This window comes from Gryllotalpicola sp. (assembly GCF_027352875.1).
Classification (GTDB): domain Bacteria; phylum Actinomycetota; class Actinomycetes; order Actinomycetales; family Microbacteriaceae; genus Gryllotalpicola.
In genome coordinates, this window is sequence record NZ_DAIEII010000005.1 from 1 (window position 1) to 17,085 (window position 17,085).

The 17,085-nt window shown below is 70.1% G+C and carries 19 protein-coding genes; 3 read left to right on the forward strand and 16 right to left on the reverse strand.

Features of this window, described 5'->3' with window-relative positions; all coding sequences use genetic code 11:
* Together M7D61_RS00365 and M7D61_RS00370 are read right to left on the reverse strand one after the other, a co-directional pair.
* Positions 1–444: hypothetical protein (locus M7D61_RS00365; protein ID WP_298226442.1), on the reverse strand; the 444-nt coding region annotated here is incomplete at its 3' end.
* Positions 445–487: 43 nt separating this feature from the next.
* The gene (locus M7D61_RS00370) at positions 488–1,414 is read right to left on the reverse strand and encodes a hypothetical protein (protein WP_298226444.1); all 927 of its coding nucleotides are present in this window, start codon (positions 1,412–1,414) and stop codon (positions 488–490) included.
* Between the two features lie 494 nt (positions 1,415–1,908).
* On the opposite strand from M7D61_RS00370, the gene M7D61_RS00375 reads away from it, so the two are divergent.
* Positions 1,909–2,271 (forward strand): hypothetical protein, encoded by a 363-nt coding sequence (locus tag M7D61_RS00375; protein ID WP_298226445.1) that lies wholly within the window; start codon positions 1,909–1,911, stop codon positions 2,269–2,271.
* Positions 2,271–3,350, forward strand: a complete 1,080-nt coding sequence (locus M7D61_RS00380) for an ABC transporter permease (protein ID WP_298226447.1) — start codon at positions 2,271–2,273, stop codon at positions 3,348–3,350. Before M7D61_RS00375 ends, M7D61_RS00380 begins: the two co-directional genes overlap by 1 nt.
* Positions 3,351–3,386: 36 nt before the next feature.
* On the opposite strand, the gene hflX is transcribed toward M7D61_RS00380, so the two are convergent.
* Positions 3,387–4,805, reverse strand: a complete 1,419-nt coding sequence (gene hflX / locus M7D61_RS00385; RefSeq protein ID WP_298226449.1) for a GTPase HflX — start codon at positions 4,803–4,805, stop codon at positions 3,387–3,389.
* 42 nt (positions 4,806–4,847) lie between these two features.
* Between hflX and M7D61_RS00390 the strand changes: the two genes are divergently transcribed.
* Positions 4,848–5,459 carry a methyltransferase gene (locus M7D61_RS00390; protein ID WP_298226451.1) on the forward strand — a complete coding sequence of 204 codons (612 nt, stop codon included), beginning with the start codon at positions 4,848–4,850 and terminating at the stop codon, positions 5,457–5,459.
* Between the two features lie 95 nt (positions 5,460–5,554).
* Here M7D61_RS00390 and M7D61_RS00395 read toward each other — a convergent pair whose 3' ends face one another.
* From M7D61_RS00395 to M7D61_RS00455, 13 genes are all read right to left on the reverse strand, one after another.
* Positions 5,555–5,833 (reverse strand): DUF167 domain-containing protein, encoded by a 279-nt coding sequence (locus tag M7D61_RS00395; RefSeq protein ID WP_298226453.1) that lies wholly within the window; start codon positions 5,831–5,833, stop codon positions 5,555–5,557.
* 20 nt (positions 5,834–5,853) lie between these two features.
* A complete protein-coding gene (gene dapF, locus M7D61_RS00400; RefSeq protein WP_298226530.1) occupies positions 5,854–6,729 on the reverse strand; it encodes a diaminopimelate epimerase in 876 nt (291 codons plus the stop codon).
* The gene (gene miaA, locus M7D61_RS00405) at positions 6,726–7,694 is read right to left on the reverse strand and encodes a tRNA (adenosine(37)-N6)-dimethylallyltransferase MiaA (RefSeq protein WP_298226455.1); all 969 of its coding nucleotides are present in this window, start codon (positions 7,692–7,694) and stop codon (positions 6,726–6,728) included. The genes dapF and miaA overlap by 4 nt, the downstream gene beginning before the upstream one ends.
* Before the next feature lie 12 nt (positions 7,695–7,706).
* Complete coding sequence (gene miaB / locus M7D61_RS00410; RefSeq protein WP_298226457.1) at positions 7,707–9,203, reverse strand: tRNA (N6-isopentenyl adenosine(37)-C2)-methylthiotransferase MiaB; 1,497 nt, start codon at positions 9,201–9,203, stop codon at positions 7,707–7,709.
* Positions 9,204–9,234: 31 nt separating this feature from the next.
* Positions 9,235–9,570, reverse strand: coding sequence for a RecX family transcriptional regulator (locus tag M7D61_RS00415; RefSeq protein ID WP_298226459.1), 336 nt, complete (start codon positions 9,568–9,570; stop codon positions 9,235–9,237).
* On the reverse strand, positions 9,570–10,670 hold the full coding sequence (gene recA / locus M7D61_RS00420; protein ID WP_298226462.1) for a recombinase RecA: 1,101 nt from the start codon (positions 10,668–10,670) through the stop codon (positions 9,570–9,572). The genes M7D61_RS00415 and recA overlap by 1 nt, the downstream gene beginning before the upstream one ends.
* A 188-nt stretch (positions 10,671–10,858) precedes the next feature.
* On the reverse strand, positions 10,859–11,086 hold the full coding sequence (locus tag M7D61_RS00425; protein WP_298226464.1) for a DUF3046 domain-containing protein: 228 nt from the start codon (positions 11,084–11,086) through the stop codon (positions 10,859–10,861).
* Positions 11,087–11,398: a helix-turn-helix transcriptional regulator gene (locus M7D61_RS00430; RefSeq protein WP_298226466.1), complete on the reverse strand. Its 312-nt coding sequence runs from the start codon at positions 11,396–11,398 to the stop codon at positions 11,087–11,089. It abuts the gene before it with no gap.
* A 64-nt stretch (positions 11,399–11,462) separates the two neighbouring features.
* The gene (locus M7D61_RS00435) at positions 11,463–11,963 is read right to left on the reverse strand and encodes a nicotinamide-nucleotide amidohydrolase family protein (RefSeq protein WP_298226469.1); all 501 of its coding nucleotides are present in this window, start codon (positions 11,961–11,963) and stop codon (positions 11,463–11,465) included.
* On the reverse strand, positions 11,956–12,555 hold the full coding sequence (gene pgsA / locus M7D61_RS00440) for a CDP-diacylglycerol--glycerol-3-phosphate 3-phosphatidyltransferase (protein ID WP_298226471.1): 600 nt from the start codon (positions 12,553–12,555) through the stop codon (positions 11,956–11,958). The genes M7D61_RS00435 and pgsA overlap by 8 nt, the downstream gene beginning before the upstream one ends.
* Positions 12,556–12,564: 9 nt before the next feature.
* The gene (locus tag M7D61_RS00445) at positions 12,565–15,303 is read right to left on the reverse strand and encodes a DNA translocase FtsK (protein WP_298226473.1); all 2,739 of its coding nucleotides are present in this window, start codon (positions 15,301–15,303) and stop codon (positions 12,565–12,567) included.
* Positions 15,304–15,330: 27 nt separating this feature from the next.
* Positions 15,331–16,446: an NAD(P)/FAD-dependent oxidoreductase gene (locus M7D61_RS00450; RefSeq protein ID WP_298226475.1), complete on the reverse strand. Its 1,116-nt coding sequence runs from the start codon at positions 16,444–16,446 to the stop codon at positions 15,331–15,333.
* 118 nt (positions 16,447–16,564) lie between these two features.
* Positions 16,565–17,056, reverse strand: a complete 492-nt coding sequence (locus M7D61_RS00455; protein WP_298226477.1) for a GNAT family N-acetyltransferase — start codon at positions 17,054–17,056, stop codon at positions 16,565–16,567.
* Positions 17,057–17,085 lie beyond the last annotated feature (29 nt).

A 17,085-nucleotide genomic window follows, 5' to 3' on the forward strand; every position in this document is an offset into this window, starting at 1 on the left:
GTAGACACCCGGATTCAGGTTCGTCGCGACCGACACCGAGACCGCGACCGGGGTCGTGGCCTTCGGCTCGGCCACAAAGCTGGCTGGGTCGTACGTGATGGACGGAAAACGGGGATCCGCCCCAACCCTGACGTCCAGGACGCCATTGTTCTGGGGGACGGCCGTCGCCGGGGCGACGGTCACCGGGATCGGCGTCGCCGTCTGGTTGGTGACCCAGAACGTCCCCTGCGCTCTCGATCCAGGGGTAGCGATGGTCGGAACCGAGGTCGGGAGCCACGAGACCGTGATCCCCACATGGCTGGCCGGGCCGCTGACAGCTCCGGGCGGCACGACCTGGGCCCCGGCCGGGGTTACCGCGCCGCCGCCGGCGGCCAAGAACAGCACGCCGATCGCCGCAGCGAGGATGAAGGCCCACTGGACGCTGCTAGCATGAACCCGGCTCACCGCCGTCAGCCCGCCATGAGGCCGGTTACGCCCAGCTCATGGCTCAGTAGCCCGGCGTGAGCAGGTAGTTGATCGTGCCCGTGTAGGTACCTGCCGCCTGGGTGGCCGAGATGCTGGCTGCGTTGGTGGGGGTGATCGTGTCCCCGCTGGTGGGACCGGCGTAGGCCACGAGGGGGCTCGAGGGCGCCCCGCCGCCGGTCGGGGTGACCGAGCACGTGGCGGCGTAGCCGATGTAGGTGCTGCTCGACCACGGGCTCTGCAGGGACGCCGATCCCCCCGAGACCGAGGCCGTGGCGCCGAAAGCCGAGCCGGTCAGCCCGGCGACCACCGTGGACTGCTGGGGAATCGTGTTCGAGTGGCCATCAGACAGCGAGGCGGCGCAGGCGCTCAAGGTGTAGCCGCTCCGCGCGTTCGTCGACACTGTAAGGGTGGCCGGGGTCTGCTCCACGGCCGGCGTCCCGGGAACGGGGGTGAGGGTGATCGAACTCTTGTTGTTGGTGAAGGTGAGCGACTCGGGGACGATCACCGTCACCGAGGTGGTGTTGTTGGCGAAGTTCGTCGAGGCGGTGCCCGAGTCGGTGTTCGTGCCGTCCGAGGTCGTCACGGTGGTCAACTTGGACCCGGTCGCCGTGCCGTTGGTAAAGCCGGCGATGGCCACCTCGACCGAGGTGCCCGCGGCGATCGACGCGCCGCCGGTCAATGTCAGGGTCGCGGTGGTCCCTGTGAGCGCCGCTGACGCGCTGTCGCCACCCAAGCCGTAGAGACCGGGAACCGTCAGGCTGGCGCCCGTCGTCCCCGTTGGGACCGTGAAGGTGATGCTGGTCAAGGTCAAGGTCGTGGCCGTCGTGAACGCCCACGTGTAGGTGGCCGCATTCCCCTCCGCCGCTACGTTCGCCGTGTTGTTGCTGACCGACCAGCTGACCCCCGTGAGGCTGCCGTTCGTAGCGAAGGCCGGGCTCTCACTGAGCACCAGCCCACCCCCGACCACGGCAGCGGCCATGAAAGCGCCAGCAAGGATTCTTAGCTTAGTAGCAGTTCGACTTTCGCTCGTTTTTCGTGCGCTTGACTGAAGCCTCATCCGGTTACCCTGCCCCCCCCTCTGTCAAATTCCAGGCCAAGGGGGAGCCGCGGTTTGAAGCTCGCCCTGGCCAGCGTGCGAAGCGTGCGAGCCCCTGCGGATAGGTTGCCACGCGCGTGGAAGCTGCCGCTGGGCGCCCTTCAGATAACCGCTGCTGGCCCCGCGAAGCTCCGCAACTGCGCCGCCCCCTCGGCAGCGCGCGTCCTCGAGATCTTCGACGACGTCCGACGTCACCGCCTGATCAGCGAGGGCGAGGTCGTCCAGGTCTTCGAGCCCAAGCTCACGCCGTTAATCAGACAGTCCCCGAGCCCGCATCCGGACTCGACCCGGGCGCGCGCGTCGCGCTGCAGAGTCTGCTGCGGAATCTCGCCGCACAGGGTCGCACCGTGCTGGTCTCGAGCCATGTGCTCAGCGAGCTCGAGGAGTTCTCCGATGCCGCGGTCTTCATCGAGGCCGGAACGACCGTGAGCGCCGAACGTGTCGCCGCGGCCCGGGTCGGGCGCCGCGAGTGGCGGATCTTCTCGCCCTCACCCGATCGTCTGCGCCAGGTGCTCGCCTCGCTCGCGCTGCCGCCAGGGTCGAGCCGCGAGGCGAACGGCTCGTTCTACATCGTGATCGAGGGCGGTGAGAGCGCGGCGGCCGCCCTGCTGGAGCGCCTGGTCGCCGGCGGCGCCCCCGTCGCCGTCTTCGCCCCCGCCGTCGGCGAGCTGGAGCACACCTTCCTCGACCTCCAGCAGGGGGGTCGATGATGGCCGCCTGGCTTCGCCTGCTGTGGACGGTGACCTCGATCGACCTGCGCCAGCGGGTCCGCGGTGCCGCCTGGTACGTACTGCTCGGCGTCTTCGTCGCCCTGGTCTTCGCCGTGACCGCGCTCGCGACGATCGCCGTCGGCTTCGAAAGCCAGGGGGGCGGCGGCGTCTACTCGACGGTCATCTTCTTCGTCCTCCTGCTCGCCTCGCTCGTCAGCCCCGCCCTCAGCGGCAACGCCATCAACGGCGACCGGGATGCGGGCACGCTTGCGACGACCCAGGTGACGCTCGTCACGACGACGCAGCTCCTGCTGGGCAAACTGCTCGCGTCGTGGATCACGGCTCTGGCATTCCTCGTCGCGGCTGTTCCGCTCATCCTCTACACGTTCGCCCTCGGCGGTGTAGCCCCTGGGACTGTGGCGATCTCGATCGGAATCCTCGCCCTCGAACTCCTCGCCGTGGCGGCGTTCGGCGTGGGGCTCTCCGGGCTGCTGCGCCGGCCTCTCTTCTCCATCGTGGTGGCGTATCTGGTCGTCGCCCTGTTCAGCGTCGGAACGCTGATCGCCTTCGGGCTCGGCGGGCTCGCCATCCACACGACCTTCACCCAGGAGCAGCGCAGCGTCGACTGGAACGCCGTCGGCGGCAAGGGCATCGACATCTACGATCCGGTGACCGGAGTGCCCGATCCGAAGTACTGCACCGTCGTGTCGGAGACGAGAGTCACTGTCCCGCGATTCGATGCCGTGTGGTGGATGCTCGCGGCCAATCCGTATGTGGTGCTCGCCGACGCGGTCCCGACCGCGTACGGAGACGGCGGCTACCCGAGCGATCTCTTCGGAGTGATCAAGCTCGGCGTGCGCTCCGCGCAGCTCACGCCCCAGATGAGGCCGTACTACTCCGACTGCGAAGCCACCCCCGCCGATAGCAGGAGCCCTCGCGCGATCATCGACTCGACGGTGCCGGGCTGGGCGGTAGGCCTTGCGATCGAGCTCGCGATCGCCGCCGCGCTGATGGCAGGGGCCATAGCCGCGACGAGAGCCCCGGCACGCCGCCTCGGCGCAGGGAGCCGAATCGCCTGAGGGGTTGACGCGCGCCGGCGCTCGATGCCGGCGGCGCTAATCCGTCGGCGCGACGAACGCGGCGAACTCGGCGAGGTGAGCCGGCTCGATCCGCGCCCGCACCCTGGTGCCGTCCTCGGCGTACTCCGTCGACAGGACGCGGCCGCGCTCGTGCACGGCGGCGATGACGTCGCCGCGGTCGTAGGGCACGAGCAGCTCGATCGCGACGGAGTGATCGGGCAGCATCCGCTGGATGGCGGCGAGCACCTCGTCGACGCCTTCGCCGGTCGTGGCGCTCGCGAACACCGCATCCGGCTCGAGACCGCGCAGCACCAGACGGGTGGAGTCGTCGATGAGATCGGCCTTGTTGAAGACGACGAGCTCGGGGATGTCGCGGGCGCCGGCCTCGCCGATGACGTCGCGCACGGTCTGGATCTGCGCGGCGGGGTCGGGGTTCGACGCATCGACGATATGCACGACGAGATCGGCGCCCTGCACCTCCTCGAGCGTCGAGCGGAACGCCTCGACGAGCTGGTGCGGCAGGTTGCGGACGAAGCCGACAGTGTCGGTGATGGTGTACGGGCGGCCGTCGGCGGTCTTCGAACGGCGCACCGTCGCATCCAGCGTCGCGAACAGCGCGTTCTCGACGAGCACCCCGGCACGCGTGATGCGGTTGAGCATCGACGATTTGCCCGCATTGGTGTACCCGACGATCGCGACGGACGGCACAGCGCCGCGGCGGCGGCCTTCGCGCCCCCGCGCCCGGGCCGGCGCCATGTCCTTGATCTGGCGGCGCAGCTTCGCCATCCGCGAGTGGATGCGGCGGCGGTCGAGCTCGATCTTGGTCTCGCCGGGCCCGCGGGAGCCCATGCCGGCACCGCCCGAGACCTGGCCGCCCGCCTGGCGGCTCATCGACTCGCCCCAGCCGCGCAGGCGCGGCAGCAGATACTCGAGCTGGGCGAGCTCGACCTGCGCCTTGCCCTCGCGGCTCTTCGCGTGCTGGCTGAAGATGTCGAGGATGACCGCGGTGCGGTCGATGACCTTGACCTGGGCCACGTCCTCCAGGGCGCGGCGCTGGCTCGGCGCGAGCTCGGTATCGGCCACGACGGTGTCGGCACCGAGGTTCGCCACGATCGCCTTGAGCTCTTCGGCCTTGCCGCGGCCGAGGTAGGTCGACGGGTCAGGGTACGGCCGGCGCTGCAGCACGCCATCCAGGACCTCGGCGCCGGCCGTCTCGCACAGCGCGGCGAGTTCGCGCAGCGAGCTCTCGGCGTCCTCGACGGAGCCGCCCGGATAGACGCCGATGAGCACGACCTTCTCGAGGCGCAGCTGCCGGTATTCGACCTCGGTGACGTCCTCGAGTTCGGTGCGCAGGCCGCCGACGCGGCGGAGCGCGGCGCGCTCCTCACGGTCGAACTGCTCCCCGTCGAAGTCGATCCTGTCGGCGTCGAGGAGGCTCTGCGGGGCCTGGGACATTCCGTTAACTGTAGTTCGCGAGTGTGCGGTACCGTGACGGCTATGTCGATTGGCGATCACTATTTCAGTGCATCGCCGGAAAGCAATCCGAAGTTCCGACCGCTCTCGGTGACGCTCGCCGGCCGTGACCTCGAATTGACCACCGCCTCAGGTATTTTCAGCCCCGACCGGGTGGATTCCGGTACCGCGGTGCTGCTGTCGTCCGTGCCCGCTCCCCCGCCGGGCGGCAATCTGCTCGACCTCGGCTGCGGCTGGGGGCCGATCGCTCTCACGCTCGCCTTGGGGTCCCCGCACGCGACGGTGTGGGCCGTTGATGTCAACGAGCGCGCACTGGAGCTCGTTCGGCGCAATGCGGATGCCGCGGGCGCCACCAACATCCGGGCGCTCACCCCCGAACAAGTGCCCGCCGACATCGAATTCACCGCGATCTGGTCGAACCCGCCGATCCGCGTGGGGAAGGACGAACTGCACCGGCTGCTCGCCGCCTGGCTGCCGCGCCTCGAACCCGAATCGGACGGATGGCTCGTCGTCGGCAAGAACCTCGGCGCGGACTCACTGGCGCGCTGGCTCGAGGGTGCGCTCGGCGACGAGTTCCACATCACGAAGCCCGACAGTGCGAAGGGCTTCCGCGTCCTGCGCGTGCGCCGCCGCTGAGGCTGCGGTTATTGCCGCGCCGCCGCCGCGGCGCGGGTCGCTGCGCGATCCGGCGTACGCGCCGCCGGATCGCTATGACCGGTCAGGTGCGCACGTCACCTGGGCGCCGCCGCCGCGTCACCTTTCAGAAGGGCGGCAAGGGCCTCGGGGGTGGCGCCGGCGATGTCGACGATCTTGGTGCGCGCGGTGCGGCCGCTGACCAGCTCGACGTCGCGGCGCTTGACCCCGAAGGCGGCGGCGAGCGCCGCCAGTGCGGCATCCGTCGCCCTGCCGTCGACCGCCGGAGTCGCGACCGCCACGACGAGCGCACCGTCGTGCGCGCCGCCGACGCGCGTGCGCCCGGCTCCCGGTTTGACGCGGATCGTCACCCTCATCGGTTCTGGACGCCCGGCGGTCAGCCGAGGGAAAGCTCGCCGTCGTATACCAGCTCTGCGGGGCCGGACAGTGCGACGTGCTCGCCGTCCTCCGCCGGGAACATCCGCACCGCAAGGCGGCCGCCGTCGACCTCGACGCTCCAGTCGTTCGGTGCCCCCTCACCCGCCCAGTAGCGGGTCGCGAGGGCGGAGGCAACGATGCCGGTGCCGCAGGAGAGCGTCTCCCCGCTGCCGCGCTCGTGCACCCGCATCCGGATCCGGCCGACCCCGTCTTTGACGAGCGGATCGCGTGGCACGACGAACTCGATGTTCGCACCCGCCTCGGGCGCCGGCTCGAGCACCGGCGAGTAGGCGAGGTCGAGGGCGTCGAGATCGTCGTCACTCGGCAGGGCCACGACGACGTGAGGATTGCCGACATTGACGCCGAGACCGTCGAGCGCCAGGCCCAGCCCCTTGGCGCGCACCTGCGGCTCGCCGCCGTCGAGCTTCCAGCGGCCGAGGTCGACCTGGTAGCCGAGGATCGAACGCTGCACATCGCGCACGCCGGCGCGCGTGCCGATGGCGATCGTCTCGCCGGGTGCGAGGGTCGCCAGACCGCTCGCGATGAGGAACTCGATGTAGACCCGGATGCCATTGCCGCACATCTCGGCCACCGAGCCGTCGGCATTGTGGTAGTCCATGAACCACTGGGCGTCCGGATCCTCGGCAAGGGCCGCCGCCCCCTCGGGCAGACTCACCGAGCGGACGGCGCGGATGACGCCGTCGGCGCCCACCCCGAAGTGGCGGTCGCAGATCGCGACGATCTGCTCCGGGGTGAGCTCCAGCTCGCCGTCCGGGTCGGCGAAGAGCACGAAGTCGTTGCCCGTGCCCTGCCCCTTGGTGAATCGCAGCGTCACTCCCACGTTTCCAGCCTATCGACGGCCGCGCGCACCCTCTCGGCGGGCGTCATGACGCTCGTGTCGAGCCAGACGGCGCCCGGATAGCGTCGGAACCAGCTCACCTGGCGGCGGGCGTAGCGTCGGGTGAGCGCTTGCGTCTGCGCGATCGCGGCGGCCTCGGTCGCCTCGCCGCGCAGTTGCGCGAGCGCCTGCGCGTACCCGATGGCACGGTTCGCCGTCACGCCCTGCTCGATGCCGAACTCCCTGAGGCGCTGCACCTCGTCGAGCATCCCGTTCGCCCACATCCGCTCGACGCGGCGGTCGAGCCGTTCGACGAGGATGTCGCGCGGCGTACTCAGGCCGATGATCAGCGTCGGCCGCCACCGCCGCGGCTCGTCGGGAAGCGCGGCGCCGTGCCCGGTCTCGTCGAGTTCGAGCACCTCGAGGGCGCGCATGACCCGGCGGCCGTTGGCAGGGTCGATGCGCTCAGCGGTGACGGGGTCGCGCTGTCTGAGGCGTTGGAAGAGGACGCCGGGCCCGAGAGCCGCCAGTTCGTCCTCGAGCCGCGCGCGCAGTTCGGGATCACGGGCGGGGAACCGGAAGTCGTAGATCGCCGCCGAAACGTAGAGCCCCGACCCGCCGACGAGGATCGGCGTCTTAGCTGCGACGACCACCGCCTCGATCGCGGCCCGAGCGGCCGGCTGATAGGCGGCGACGCTCGCCTCTTCGGTGACCTCGAGCACGTCGAGGAGGTGGTGCGGGATGCCGCGCCGCTCGGCCACCGGAACCTTCGCAGTCCCGACGTCCATCCCCCGGTAGAGCTGCATCGCGTCGGCGCCGACGATCTCAGCCGCCGCCGCGCCACCCAGGGCTTCTGCGAGGGCGAGGGCGAACTCCGACTTTCCGGTGCCCGTCGCGCCCACGATCGCGACCAGCGGTGCGCCGGCACCTCGATTCCCAGACGGGCCCGCGGCGCTGCCCAACCGTCGGCGCTCCTAGCCGCGCAGCGTCGGCATGCCGATCGAGACCGGCCCGCCGGCGACGTCGTGCGAGTGCCCTGTCGGGATCTCGCACGCCTCCGCCTGCTCGCGGTCCCACGCGTCGCCGGCGCGGGTCCGGCGGATGCGCAGCGGGGTGCCGTCGGCGGAATCCGCGAGGAGATGGAACGGCGCGGCGTGCGTCACCTCGACGGTGACGACATCGCCGGGACGGGGCATCTCAGAGCCGGCGGGCACCTCGAAGTGGACGAGGCGGTTGTCTTCGGCGCGGCCGCTGAGGCGGCGGGTCTCGCCATCCTTCTTGCCCTCGCCGATGGCGACGAGCACCTCGACCGAGCGGCCGACCACCTTCCGGTTCTCCTCCAGCGCGATGCGGTCCTGCAGGATCGCGAGACGCTCATAGCGCTCCTGCACGACCTCCTTGGGCACCTGGTCCGCCATCGTCGCCGCCGGCGTGCCGGGCCGGATCGAGTACTGGAAGGTGAAGGCCGAGGCGAAACGCGCCTGCTCGACGACGCGCAGGGTGTCCTCGAAGTCCTCCTCGGTCTCACCGGGGAAGCCGACGATGATGTCAGTGCTGATCGCCGCGTTGGGGATCTTCGCGCGCACCCGGTCGAGGATGCCGAGGAACTTCTCGGACCGGTACGAGCGGCGCATCGCGCGCAGAATGCGATCCGAGCCGGACTGCAGCGGCATGTGGAGCTGCGGCATGACACTCGGAGTCTCGGCCATCGCGTCGAGGACGTCATCGGTGAACGCAGCAGGATGCGGGCTCGTGAAGCGGATGCGCTCCAACCCGTCGACCTGCCCGGCGGCGCGCAGCAGCTTGGCGAACGCCTGGCGGTCGCCGAACTCGACACCGTAGGAGTTGACGTTCTGGCCGAGGAGGGTGACCTCGATGGCGCCGTCGGCGACAATCGACCGGATCTCGGAGAGGACGTCGCCCGGGCGGCGGTCGCGTTCCTTCCCGCGCAAGCTGGGGACGATGCAGAAGGTGCAGGTGTTGTTGCAGCCGACCGAGATGCTCACCCAGCCGGCGTAGGTCGACTCCCGCTTGGTCGGCAGGGTCGACGGGAAGACCTCGAGGGATTCGAGGATCTCGATCTGCGCCTCGTGGTTGTGGCGGGCGCGCTCGAGCAGACTCGGAAGGGCGCCCATGTTGTGCGTGCCGAAGACGACGTCGACCCACGGCGCCCTCTCGAGGATGACGCTCTTGTCCTTCTGGGCGAGGCAGCCGCCGACCGCGATCTGCATGCCCTCGTGGCGACGCTTGACCGAGGCGAGGTGGCCGAGCGTGCCGTACAGCTTGTTGTCGGCGTTCTCGCGCACCGCGCAGGTGTTGATGACGACGATGTCGGCCTCTTCGCCGTCGGCCTTGACGTAGCCGGATGCCTCGAGCGAGCCGGCAAGGCGTTCGGAGTCGTGCACGTTCATCTGGCAGCCGAAAGTCCGCACCTCGTAGGTGCGTGCGCGCTCGGGAAGAACAGTGCTCATGACGAGCCCATTGTATTTCGAGAAACGCAGCCTACTGTCGGGTCCGCATCGCCTCTGAGACGGCATAGCGCACGGTGTCGGCCTCGTAGCCGCGGCGTTGGAGGTAGCCGATGAGCCGCCGCTTCGCGGCATCGTCCGCGACGGAACCCATCTGGCCGATGCGCTTGACGGCGAGTGCGGCAGCCCGCTCGCGCTCACCGTCAGGCAACCGATCGAAGGGCTGGCCCGGAATCGCCCAGCCGTCATCCGCCCGGCTGCCGGCGTCCGTCGGCAATGGCGCCCCGGTCGCAGCCGTACCTGCCGCAGGCCCCTCCTCGGAGGTGGGAACGGCCCACGGCAGGTACGTGACGTTGTCGCGCTCGGACACTAGGCCCCGCGGCGCTGCTGCAGCTTCTCGGTGATCTCGGCCACGGGCGCCTCTGCCTCGACGGCGGCGACCTCGACGGCGGCGACCTCGGGGGCGTTGGGATCCTTCACGACGCCGAGCTTGATGAGGAGCTTGCGCTCGATCTCGGCGGCGATGTCCGGGTTCTCGATGAGGAAGGAACGGGAATTCTCCTTCCCCTGGCCGAGCTGGTCGCCGTCGTAGGTGTACCAGGCGCCGGACTTCTTGACGATGCCATGGTCGACGCCGAAGTCGATCAGGCTGCCCTCGCGTGAGATGCCGGTGCCGAACAGGATGTCGAACTCGGCCTGTTTGAAGGGCGGGGCCATCTTGTTCTTGACGACTTTCACACGGGTGCGGTTGCCGACGGCGTCCGCCCCGTCCTTGAGGGTCTCGATGCGACGGATGTCGAGGCGGACCGAGGCGTAGAACTTCAGCGCCTTGCCGCCCGAGGTGGTCTCCGGACTGCCGAAGAACACGCCGATCTTCTCGCGAAGCTGGTTGATGAAGATCATCGTCGTGTTGGTCTGGTTGAGCGCGCCGGTGAGCTTGCGCAGCGCCTGGGACATGAGACGCGCCTGCAGCCCGACGTGGGCGTCGCCCATCTCGCCCTCGATCTCGGCGCGGGGCACGAGTGCAGCGACGGAGTCGATGACGATGACGTCGATGGAACCCGAGCGCACGAGCATGTCGGCGATCTCGAGCGCCTGCTCGCCGGTGTCGGGCTGCGATACGAGCAGGGAGTCGATGTCGACGCCGAGCTTCTTGGCGTACTCGGGGTCGAGGGCGTGCTCGGCGTCGATGAACGCTGCGATGCCGCCGGCGCGCTGCGCGTTGGCGATGGCGTGCAGCGTCAGCGTCGTCTTGCCCGAGGACTCAGGGCCGTAGATCTCGACGATGCGACCGCGGGGCAGACCGCCGACGCCGAGGGCGACGTCGAGCGCGATCGAGCCCGTCGGGATGACCTCGATAGGGGCGCGCTCATCGCTGCCGAGGCGCATGACGGAGCCTTTGCCGAACTGGCGGTCGATCTGGGCGAGAGCGGTTTCAAGAGCCTTATCGCGGTCGGCAGGAGTGGGCATTTCGTTATTCCCTTCGCAGGACTGCTGTGACGGCTAGACGCTACGTGCGGGGTACGACATCGATGCGCAGCGCCCGCGATACGAGTGTGAAACTCGGCCCGGACACTCGGTTGTGTGTGCCGAGTTGCCGGTACGCACAGCATACCGATATTCGAATTGGTGTTCGATCGCGATGCGGCGTGTCGTGACTAGCGCCGACGCGGTTCGGGCACCCCTGCGCCGTACCAGCGCGTCTTCGGAACGTCCATCGCAGCGCAGAGCGCGAGCCAGACATCCCGCGCCGGAGCGCCGGCTGCGAGAGCGGCCGACGCCGTCCGTCCGCCAAGCTGAGTCAGCACGAGATCGCGCACCAGCACTCGGCCGTAGGCCGCGCCGAACTCGTCGTCGACGGCGCGCTCGAACTCGGAGAGGCGCACCTACGCCTTCGAGAGGAGGCCCGCGTCGAAGCCCATCGCGAGGTCGTCGAGCGAGTCGGGCACGATGGAGTCGAACCCCTCGACGACGGCGATGCGATCGCCCACCTCGCGCATGATGACCGAGATCGGGATGTCGAGAGCATCGGCCACCGAGGCGAGGATCTCGCTCGAGGCCTCCTTCTGCCCGCGCTCCACCTCGGAGAGGTAGCCGAGCGCCACACTCGCCCGTGTCGCGACCTGGCGGAGGGTCTGACCCTTCTGCAGCCGGAAGTCCCGAAGCACGTCGCCGATTTCCTGACGAACCAGAATCATGGGGACCCTCCTCACCGTCCGACGGTTGCTTGAACTGTAATTCACGAATCCTTCGCGACTCATGTTAATTCGTAGAACTGTAACGCGACAGAAACCGTCGTATTCCATCAACGGCCTCCGACACGCTGCGAGCGCGGATCGCGGCCCTGTCCCCTTCGAGAAGCAGGGTCGTCACGTCCGCACTATCGGCCGTCGCATAACCGATGTACACCAGCCCGACCGGCTTCCCGTCCTGCTCGTCGGGACCGGCGACCCCGGTCGTCGCGATGCCGAGGTCGGCCGGGCGGGTGCCGACGGCGAGGCGCTCGCGGATACCGCGCGCGAGCGCGAGCGCGACATCCGGGTCGACCGGCCCGCGCTCGGCGAGCAGCGCGGCGTCGACGCCGGCCAGGGTGTGCTTGAGTTCGGTCGCGTAGACGACCGCTCCCCCGAGCACGACGCGGGAGGCGCCGGCCGGACGGGTGAGCTCCGCGGTGAGCGCACCGCCGGTGAGCGATTCGGCGACGGCGATCGTCAGGCCGCGCGCGGCGAGGTCCTCGAGCAACGCGGACGTCGCGTCAGGCATCCGGCCCGCTCCCGTGCGAGCGCGCGAGCCTCGCCGCGTTCCACGCGTAGTCGAGCCCGGAGAGAACGGTGAGCAGGAGGGCCAGACCCATGAGGACGAGGTCCGGCCAGAACGTGACGCCGGAGCCGAGCGTCTGGGTGAACGGCAGCAGCGCGGCCGAGATCGCGATCGCCTGGAGGAGCGTCTTCGCCTTGCCGCCCCGGGAGGCCGGAATGACCCCGCCGCGGATGACGGCGAAGCGGTAGACCGTGATGCCGACCTCGCGCACCGCGATGACGATCGCCACCCACCACGGCAGCTCGCCGAGGACACTGAGGCCGATGAGCGCGCCCAGGGTGAGCACCTTGTCGGCGATGGGGTCGAGCAGCTTGCCGAGCTCGGTGACCTGGTTGTTGCGCCGAGCGAGGTAGCCGTCGACGCCGTCGGTGGCGATGCCGACGATGAAGAGCCCGCCGGCCCACCAGCGCTCGCTCCCGCCCTGGCCGGCGTCGGCGAGCATCAGCCAGAGGAACGCCGGAGCGAAGAAGATCCGGACGACCGTGATCGCGTTGGGTGCGTTCCAGTTGGACGGCTTCGCCGCGGCCTCTGTCACGACACCAGGCTAGTCGCGACCCGTCAGGCCCCAGGCGTCCTCGTCGGATTCGGGCTCGACCTCGTCCAGGCCCGCGTACTGGGCGGCGACGGGGTCGGGCGCGGAGTCTTCGCCACGGAGCCGGGCCATCACATCGGCCAACTGGTCGGGGCTCACCAGCACGTCGCGGGCCTTCGAGCCCTCCGACGGGCCGACGATCTCGCGCGATTCGAGGAGGTCCATGAGGCGGCCCGCCTTCGCGAAGCCGACGCGCAGCTTGCGCTGCAGCATCGACGTCGAACCGAACTGGGTCGACACCACGAGCTCTGCCGCTGCCAGAAGCAGCTCGAGGTCGTCGCCGATGTCACTGTCGATCTCGCGCCGCTCGGTCGGGGCGGCGACGTCCTGCCGGTAGTCGGGGCGCGCCTGCTGCTTGACGTGCGCGACGACCCTGTTGATCTCGGCCTCGCTCACCCAGGCCCCCTGCACGCGCACGGCCTTCGCCGCCCCCATGGGCAGGAAGAGCCCGTCGCCCTGGCCGACGAGCTTGTCGGCACCGGGCTGGTCGAGGATGACGCGGGAATCCGTCACCGAGGTCACCGCGAACGCCAGCCGCGACGGCACGTTCGCCTTGATCAATCCCGTCACGACGTCGACCGACGGGCGCTGCGTCGCCAGGACCAGGTGGATGCCGGAGGCGCGCGCGAGCTGCGTGATGCGGACGATCGAGTCCTCGACGTCGCGCGGAGCGACCATCATGAGGTCGGCGAGCTCGTCGACGACGATGAGCAGATACGGGTACGGCTTGAGCACGCGCTCGCTGCCGGCCGGAAGCTGCAGCTCGCCCGAGACGACCGCCTTGTTGAAGTCGTCGATGTGGCGGAATCCGAAACTGGCGAGGTCGTCGTACCGCATGTCCATCTCCTTGACGACCCACTGCAGCGCCTCGGCCGCCTTCTTGGGGCTCGTGATGATGGGCGTGATGAGATGCGGGACGCCGGCGTAGTTCGACAGCTCGACGCGCTTCGGGTCGATGAGGACCATGCGCACCTCGCTCGGCTTCGCGCGCATGAGCAGCGAGGTGATCATCGAGTTGATGAACGACGACTTGCCCGAGCCGGTGGAGCCGGCGACGAGGAGGTGCGGCATCTTCGCGAGGTTGGCGACGACGAATCCGCCGCCGACGTCCTTGCCCACACCGATGGTCATGGGATGCGTGCTCGACACCGCGGCCTGCGAGCGCAGCACGTCGCCGAGCGACACGATCTCGCGATCGGCGTTGGGGATCTCGACGCCGATCGCGCTCTTGCCCGGGATCGGCGAGAGAATGCGCACCTCGTTGGAGGCGACCGCGTAGGAGAGGTTCTTCGAGAGCGCGGTCACGCGCTCCACCTTGACGCCAGGGCCGAGCTCGATCTCGTACTGCGTCACGGTCGGCCCGCGCGAGAACCCGGTGACTCTCGCATCGACACCGAACTGGTCGAGGACGCCGGTGATAGCGCGCACGATCTCGTCGTTGGCACCGGAGCGCGCCGTGACCGGCGTTCCGGCGACGAGGGTGGATGCCGCGGGGAGCCGGTACGGCGCAGGCGCCACGGGCGGCCTGATGACGGGGGCCGGCGCCGACGAGCCTGCGTCGGCGATGCCATCGGCGGGCAGGATGACGTCGGTCGCGTTGTCGGAGCGCAGGCCGCGCTCGCCGACCTCGCCAGTGAAGTGCCTGACGGCGAGCTCGGCGGCCTGGAGGTCCTCGATGACCTCGGCGGGAGCCGCAAAGCCGACGACCGGAACGGAGGTCGCGGGCGCGATCGGCGAGTCGAAGCCGCCGGTGTGGGAGTCGCCGAAGACCGCGGTGAGCGCGTCCGGCGCAGCACCGAACTGCGGGTCCTGCTCGCGGCCGCTCGTGTTGCGGCGCCACCAGGGCAGCTGGCCGCTGGTCGAACCATCCGGGATCTCGCCGGTCTGGTCGGCGTCGAACAGCGACTCCAGTCCGACGAGCTCGGTGGGAACCGGCCTGCCCTTGAGCGCCTTGCCGCGCTTCGCCTCGTACTGCTCCTCGCTCGGCACGCGGGCACCGAAGAGGAATCCGTAGAGTTCCCGCAGGCGCCGCGCGATGCGATTCGGCGGCGTCTTCGTCACGATGAGGATGCTCATGACGAGCAGCGCGATGACGAGGGCGCACGCGCCGACGGATGTCGTCAGGACGATGAGCGGCTGGCCGAGCATCCAGCCGAGGACGCCGCCGCTTCCGGCGAGCGTCTCCATGCCGGAGGCGGGCTGCGGCTGGCCGCCGACGACGTGGCACAGTGCGGAGATCGCGACGAGGCCGATGACGCCGCCGATGCCGATGCGCGTGTTGTCGTGCACGGAGGACGGATGGCGGAACAGCCAGACGGCGAAGACGAGGAAGACCACGGGCAGCCCGAACGCGACGCGGCCGAAGAGGCCGCCGAAGGTCCACGCCTCGAGTACTCGGGCGGTGCGGTCGTTGATGAGGAACCACTCGACGACTGCGCCCGCGACCGCGAGCAGCACGAGGAAGAACGGCACCCCGTCGCGGCGGTCCTCCTTCGCGAGGGTCTCCGGGCCGAACGCGCGCGCGGCTCCGCCCGACAGATGGGCCAGACCCAGCCACGCGCGGGCCAGAACCCCGTGCTCGCGCGTCGTGGTGGCCGGCACGGGAAGCTTCCTGGTCGGCTGGGCCTGCGCGCGCGCCGTCTGACGCGCAGAAGTGCTGCGGGCGCGCGAAGACTTGGTGCCGGTGGCCATGGCATGAACCTAAACGAGAGGGTGAAGTTAGCCGCGGATCCCCTCGGGAGTGTTCTCAAAGAGTTTCACAAGCCTGCTCACCGCTTCCCGGCCGGCGCGGTTCGCGCCGACGGTGGATTGCGACGGCCCGAAGCCGACGAGCTGCACGCGCGGCTCGCCGAGCACCTCGGTGCCGCGCATCGTGATGCCGCCGAGTTCGCTCCGCAGCTGCAGCGCGTCGAGATGGGCGAGGGATGCCCTGAACCCGGTCGCCCAGAGAATGACATCGACCGGCGTGAACGAGCCGTCCGCCTCCCGCACCCCGCCGGGCTCGATCGCCGCGAACATCGGCCGGCGCTCCAGTGCGCCGCGCGCCTTCGCGGCGAGCGCGTACGGTGTCCAGACGAGGCCGGTGTAGCCGACGACGCTGCCGGGCGGGCGGCCCGCCTCGACGTCGGCGACGACCTTCGCGATGGTATCGCGGCCGGTCGTCTCGGGGCTGAACTCGCCCTCGATGAAGACGGGTTCGCGCCGGGTGTACCAGAAGGTGCTCGCCACCCGCGAGATCTCCTCGAGCAGCTGCACCGCCGAGATTCCGCCACCGACGATCGCGACGCGCCGGCCGGCGAACTCCGCATTCGAGACGTAGTCGCGGGAGTGGAGCTGGCGACCCGCGAAGGCCTCGGCGCCGGGGTAGTGCGGCAGCACCGGGTTGTCCCAGGCGCCGGTGGCGTTGATGACGGCGCGGACGAGCCACGGGCCTGCGGTGGATTCCACGACGAGGTCGCCTGCCGGATCGGAATCCGCCCTGCTCACCCGGTCCACCCGCACCGGGCGCAGGATCGGCAGCGCAAACTCGCGCTCGAACTCGGCGAAGTAGCGCGGTACGGCGTCGCGGCTCGGCTCGGCATCGTCGATGGCCGGTTTGGGGAGGCCGGGGAGGTCGAAGATGCCGTTGACGGTCGCCATCCGCAGGGATTCCCAGCGGTGCTGCCACGCCCCGCCGGGCACCGGGTTCTCGTCGAGCACGACGAAGGTGCGCGGCGCATCGGGCTGCGCCACGGCGCTGACGAAGCCGCGGCGCTGCAGGTGGTAGGCGGCGGAGAGCCCCGCCTGGCCGCCGCCGATGACGGCGACCGTCGCGCGGCGGGACTCTTCACTCACGCCCTGCCCAACGCCGGGAGCCCCCCTGGGATTCCGGCGACGCTCGAGCGCCACCTCCGGTGTCGGCGGCCGGTGCGAGACAGAGCGCAGGGAACTGCACCTGCAGCCCCGGGCCCGGTCAGCGCAGGCGCCTGACCATGATGTCGGAATCCGGGCCCGACGACACGGTGGCGAAGCCCTCGCTGACGTAAAGGCGCCGCGCGTAGTTCTCGCGCTCGACGCTGAGGCTGAGGCGCTGGTAGCCCTGCGTCCGGGCGAGGTCGACTGCGGCGCGCAGCAGCGCGCGGCCCGCGCCCTGCGCCCGCCAGACGCTGACGACACCGAGAGTGAGCTCGGGCACGCGCGGGCCCAGTCCGCCGTGGCCGGCCTCGTCGGGCGCGAACAGCCGGTACCAGCACGCCCCGATCGGGGCGCCGTTGCCGTCGACCGCGACGACGCCGGCGTCGCCGGGCCGCATCCAGCCCTCGATGTAACGGCGGAACTCGCCGTCGGCGACGAGCTGCGCGCGGGGGCGGCGGCGGACGGGATGCCAGTTCAGCGCCTCCACGAGCATGTCGCCGATGAAGCGCGAGTCGGCCGGCGTCGCCTCGCGGATCTCGAAACCGGCCATGAACAGGACGTTACGCCGCGCGAGAGACG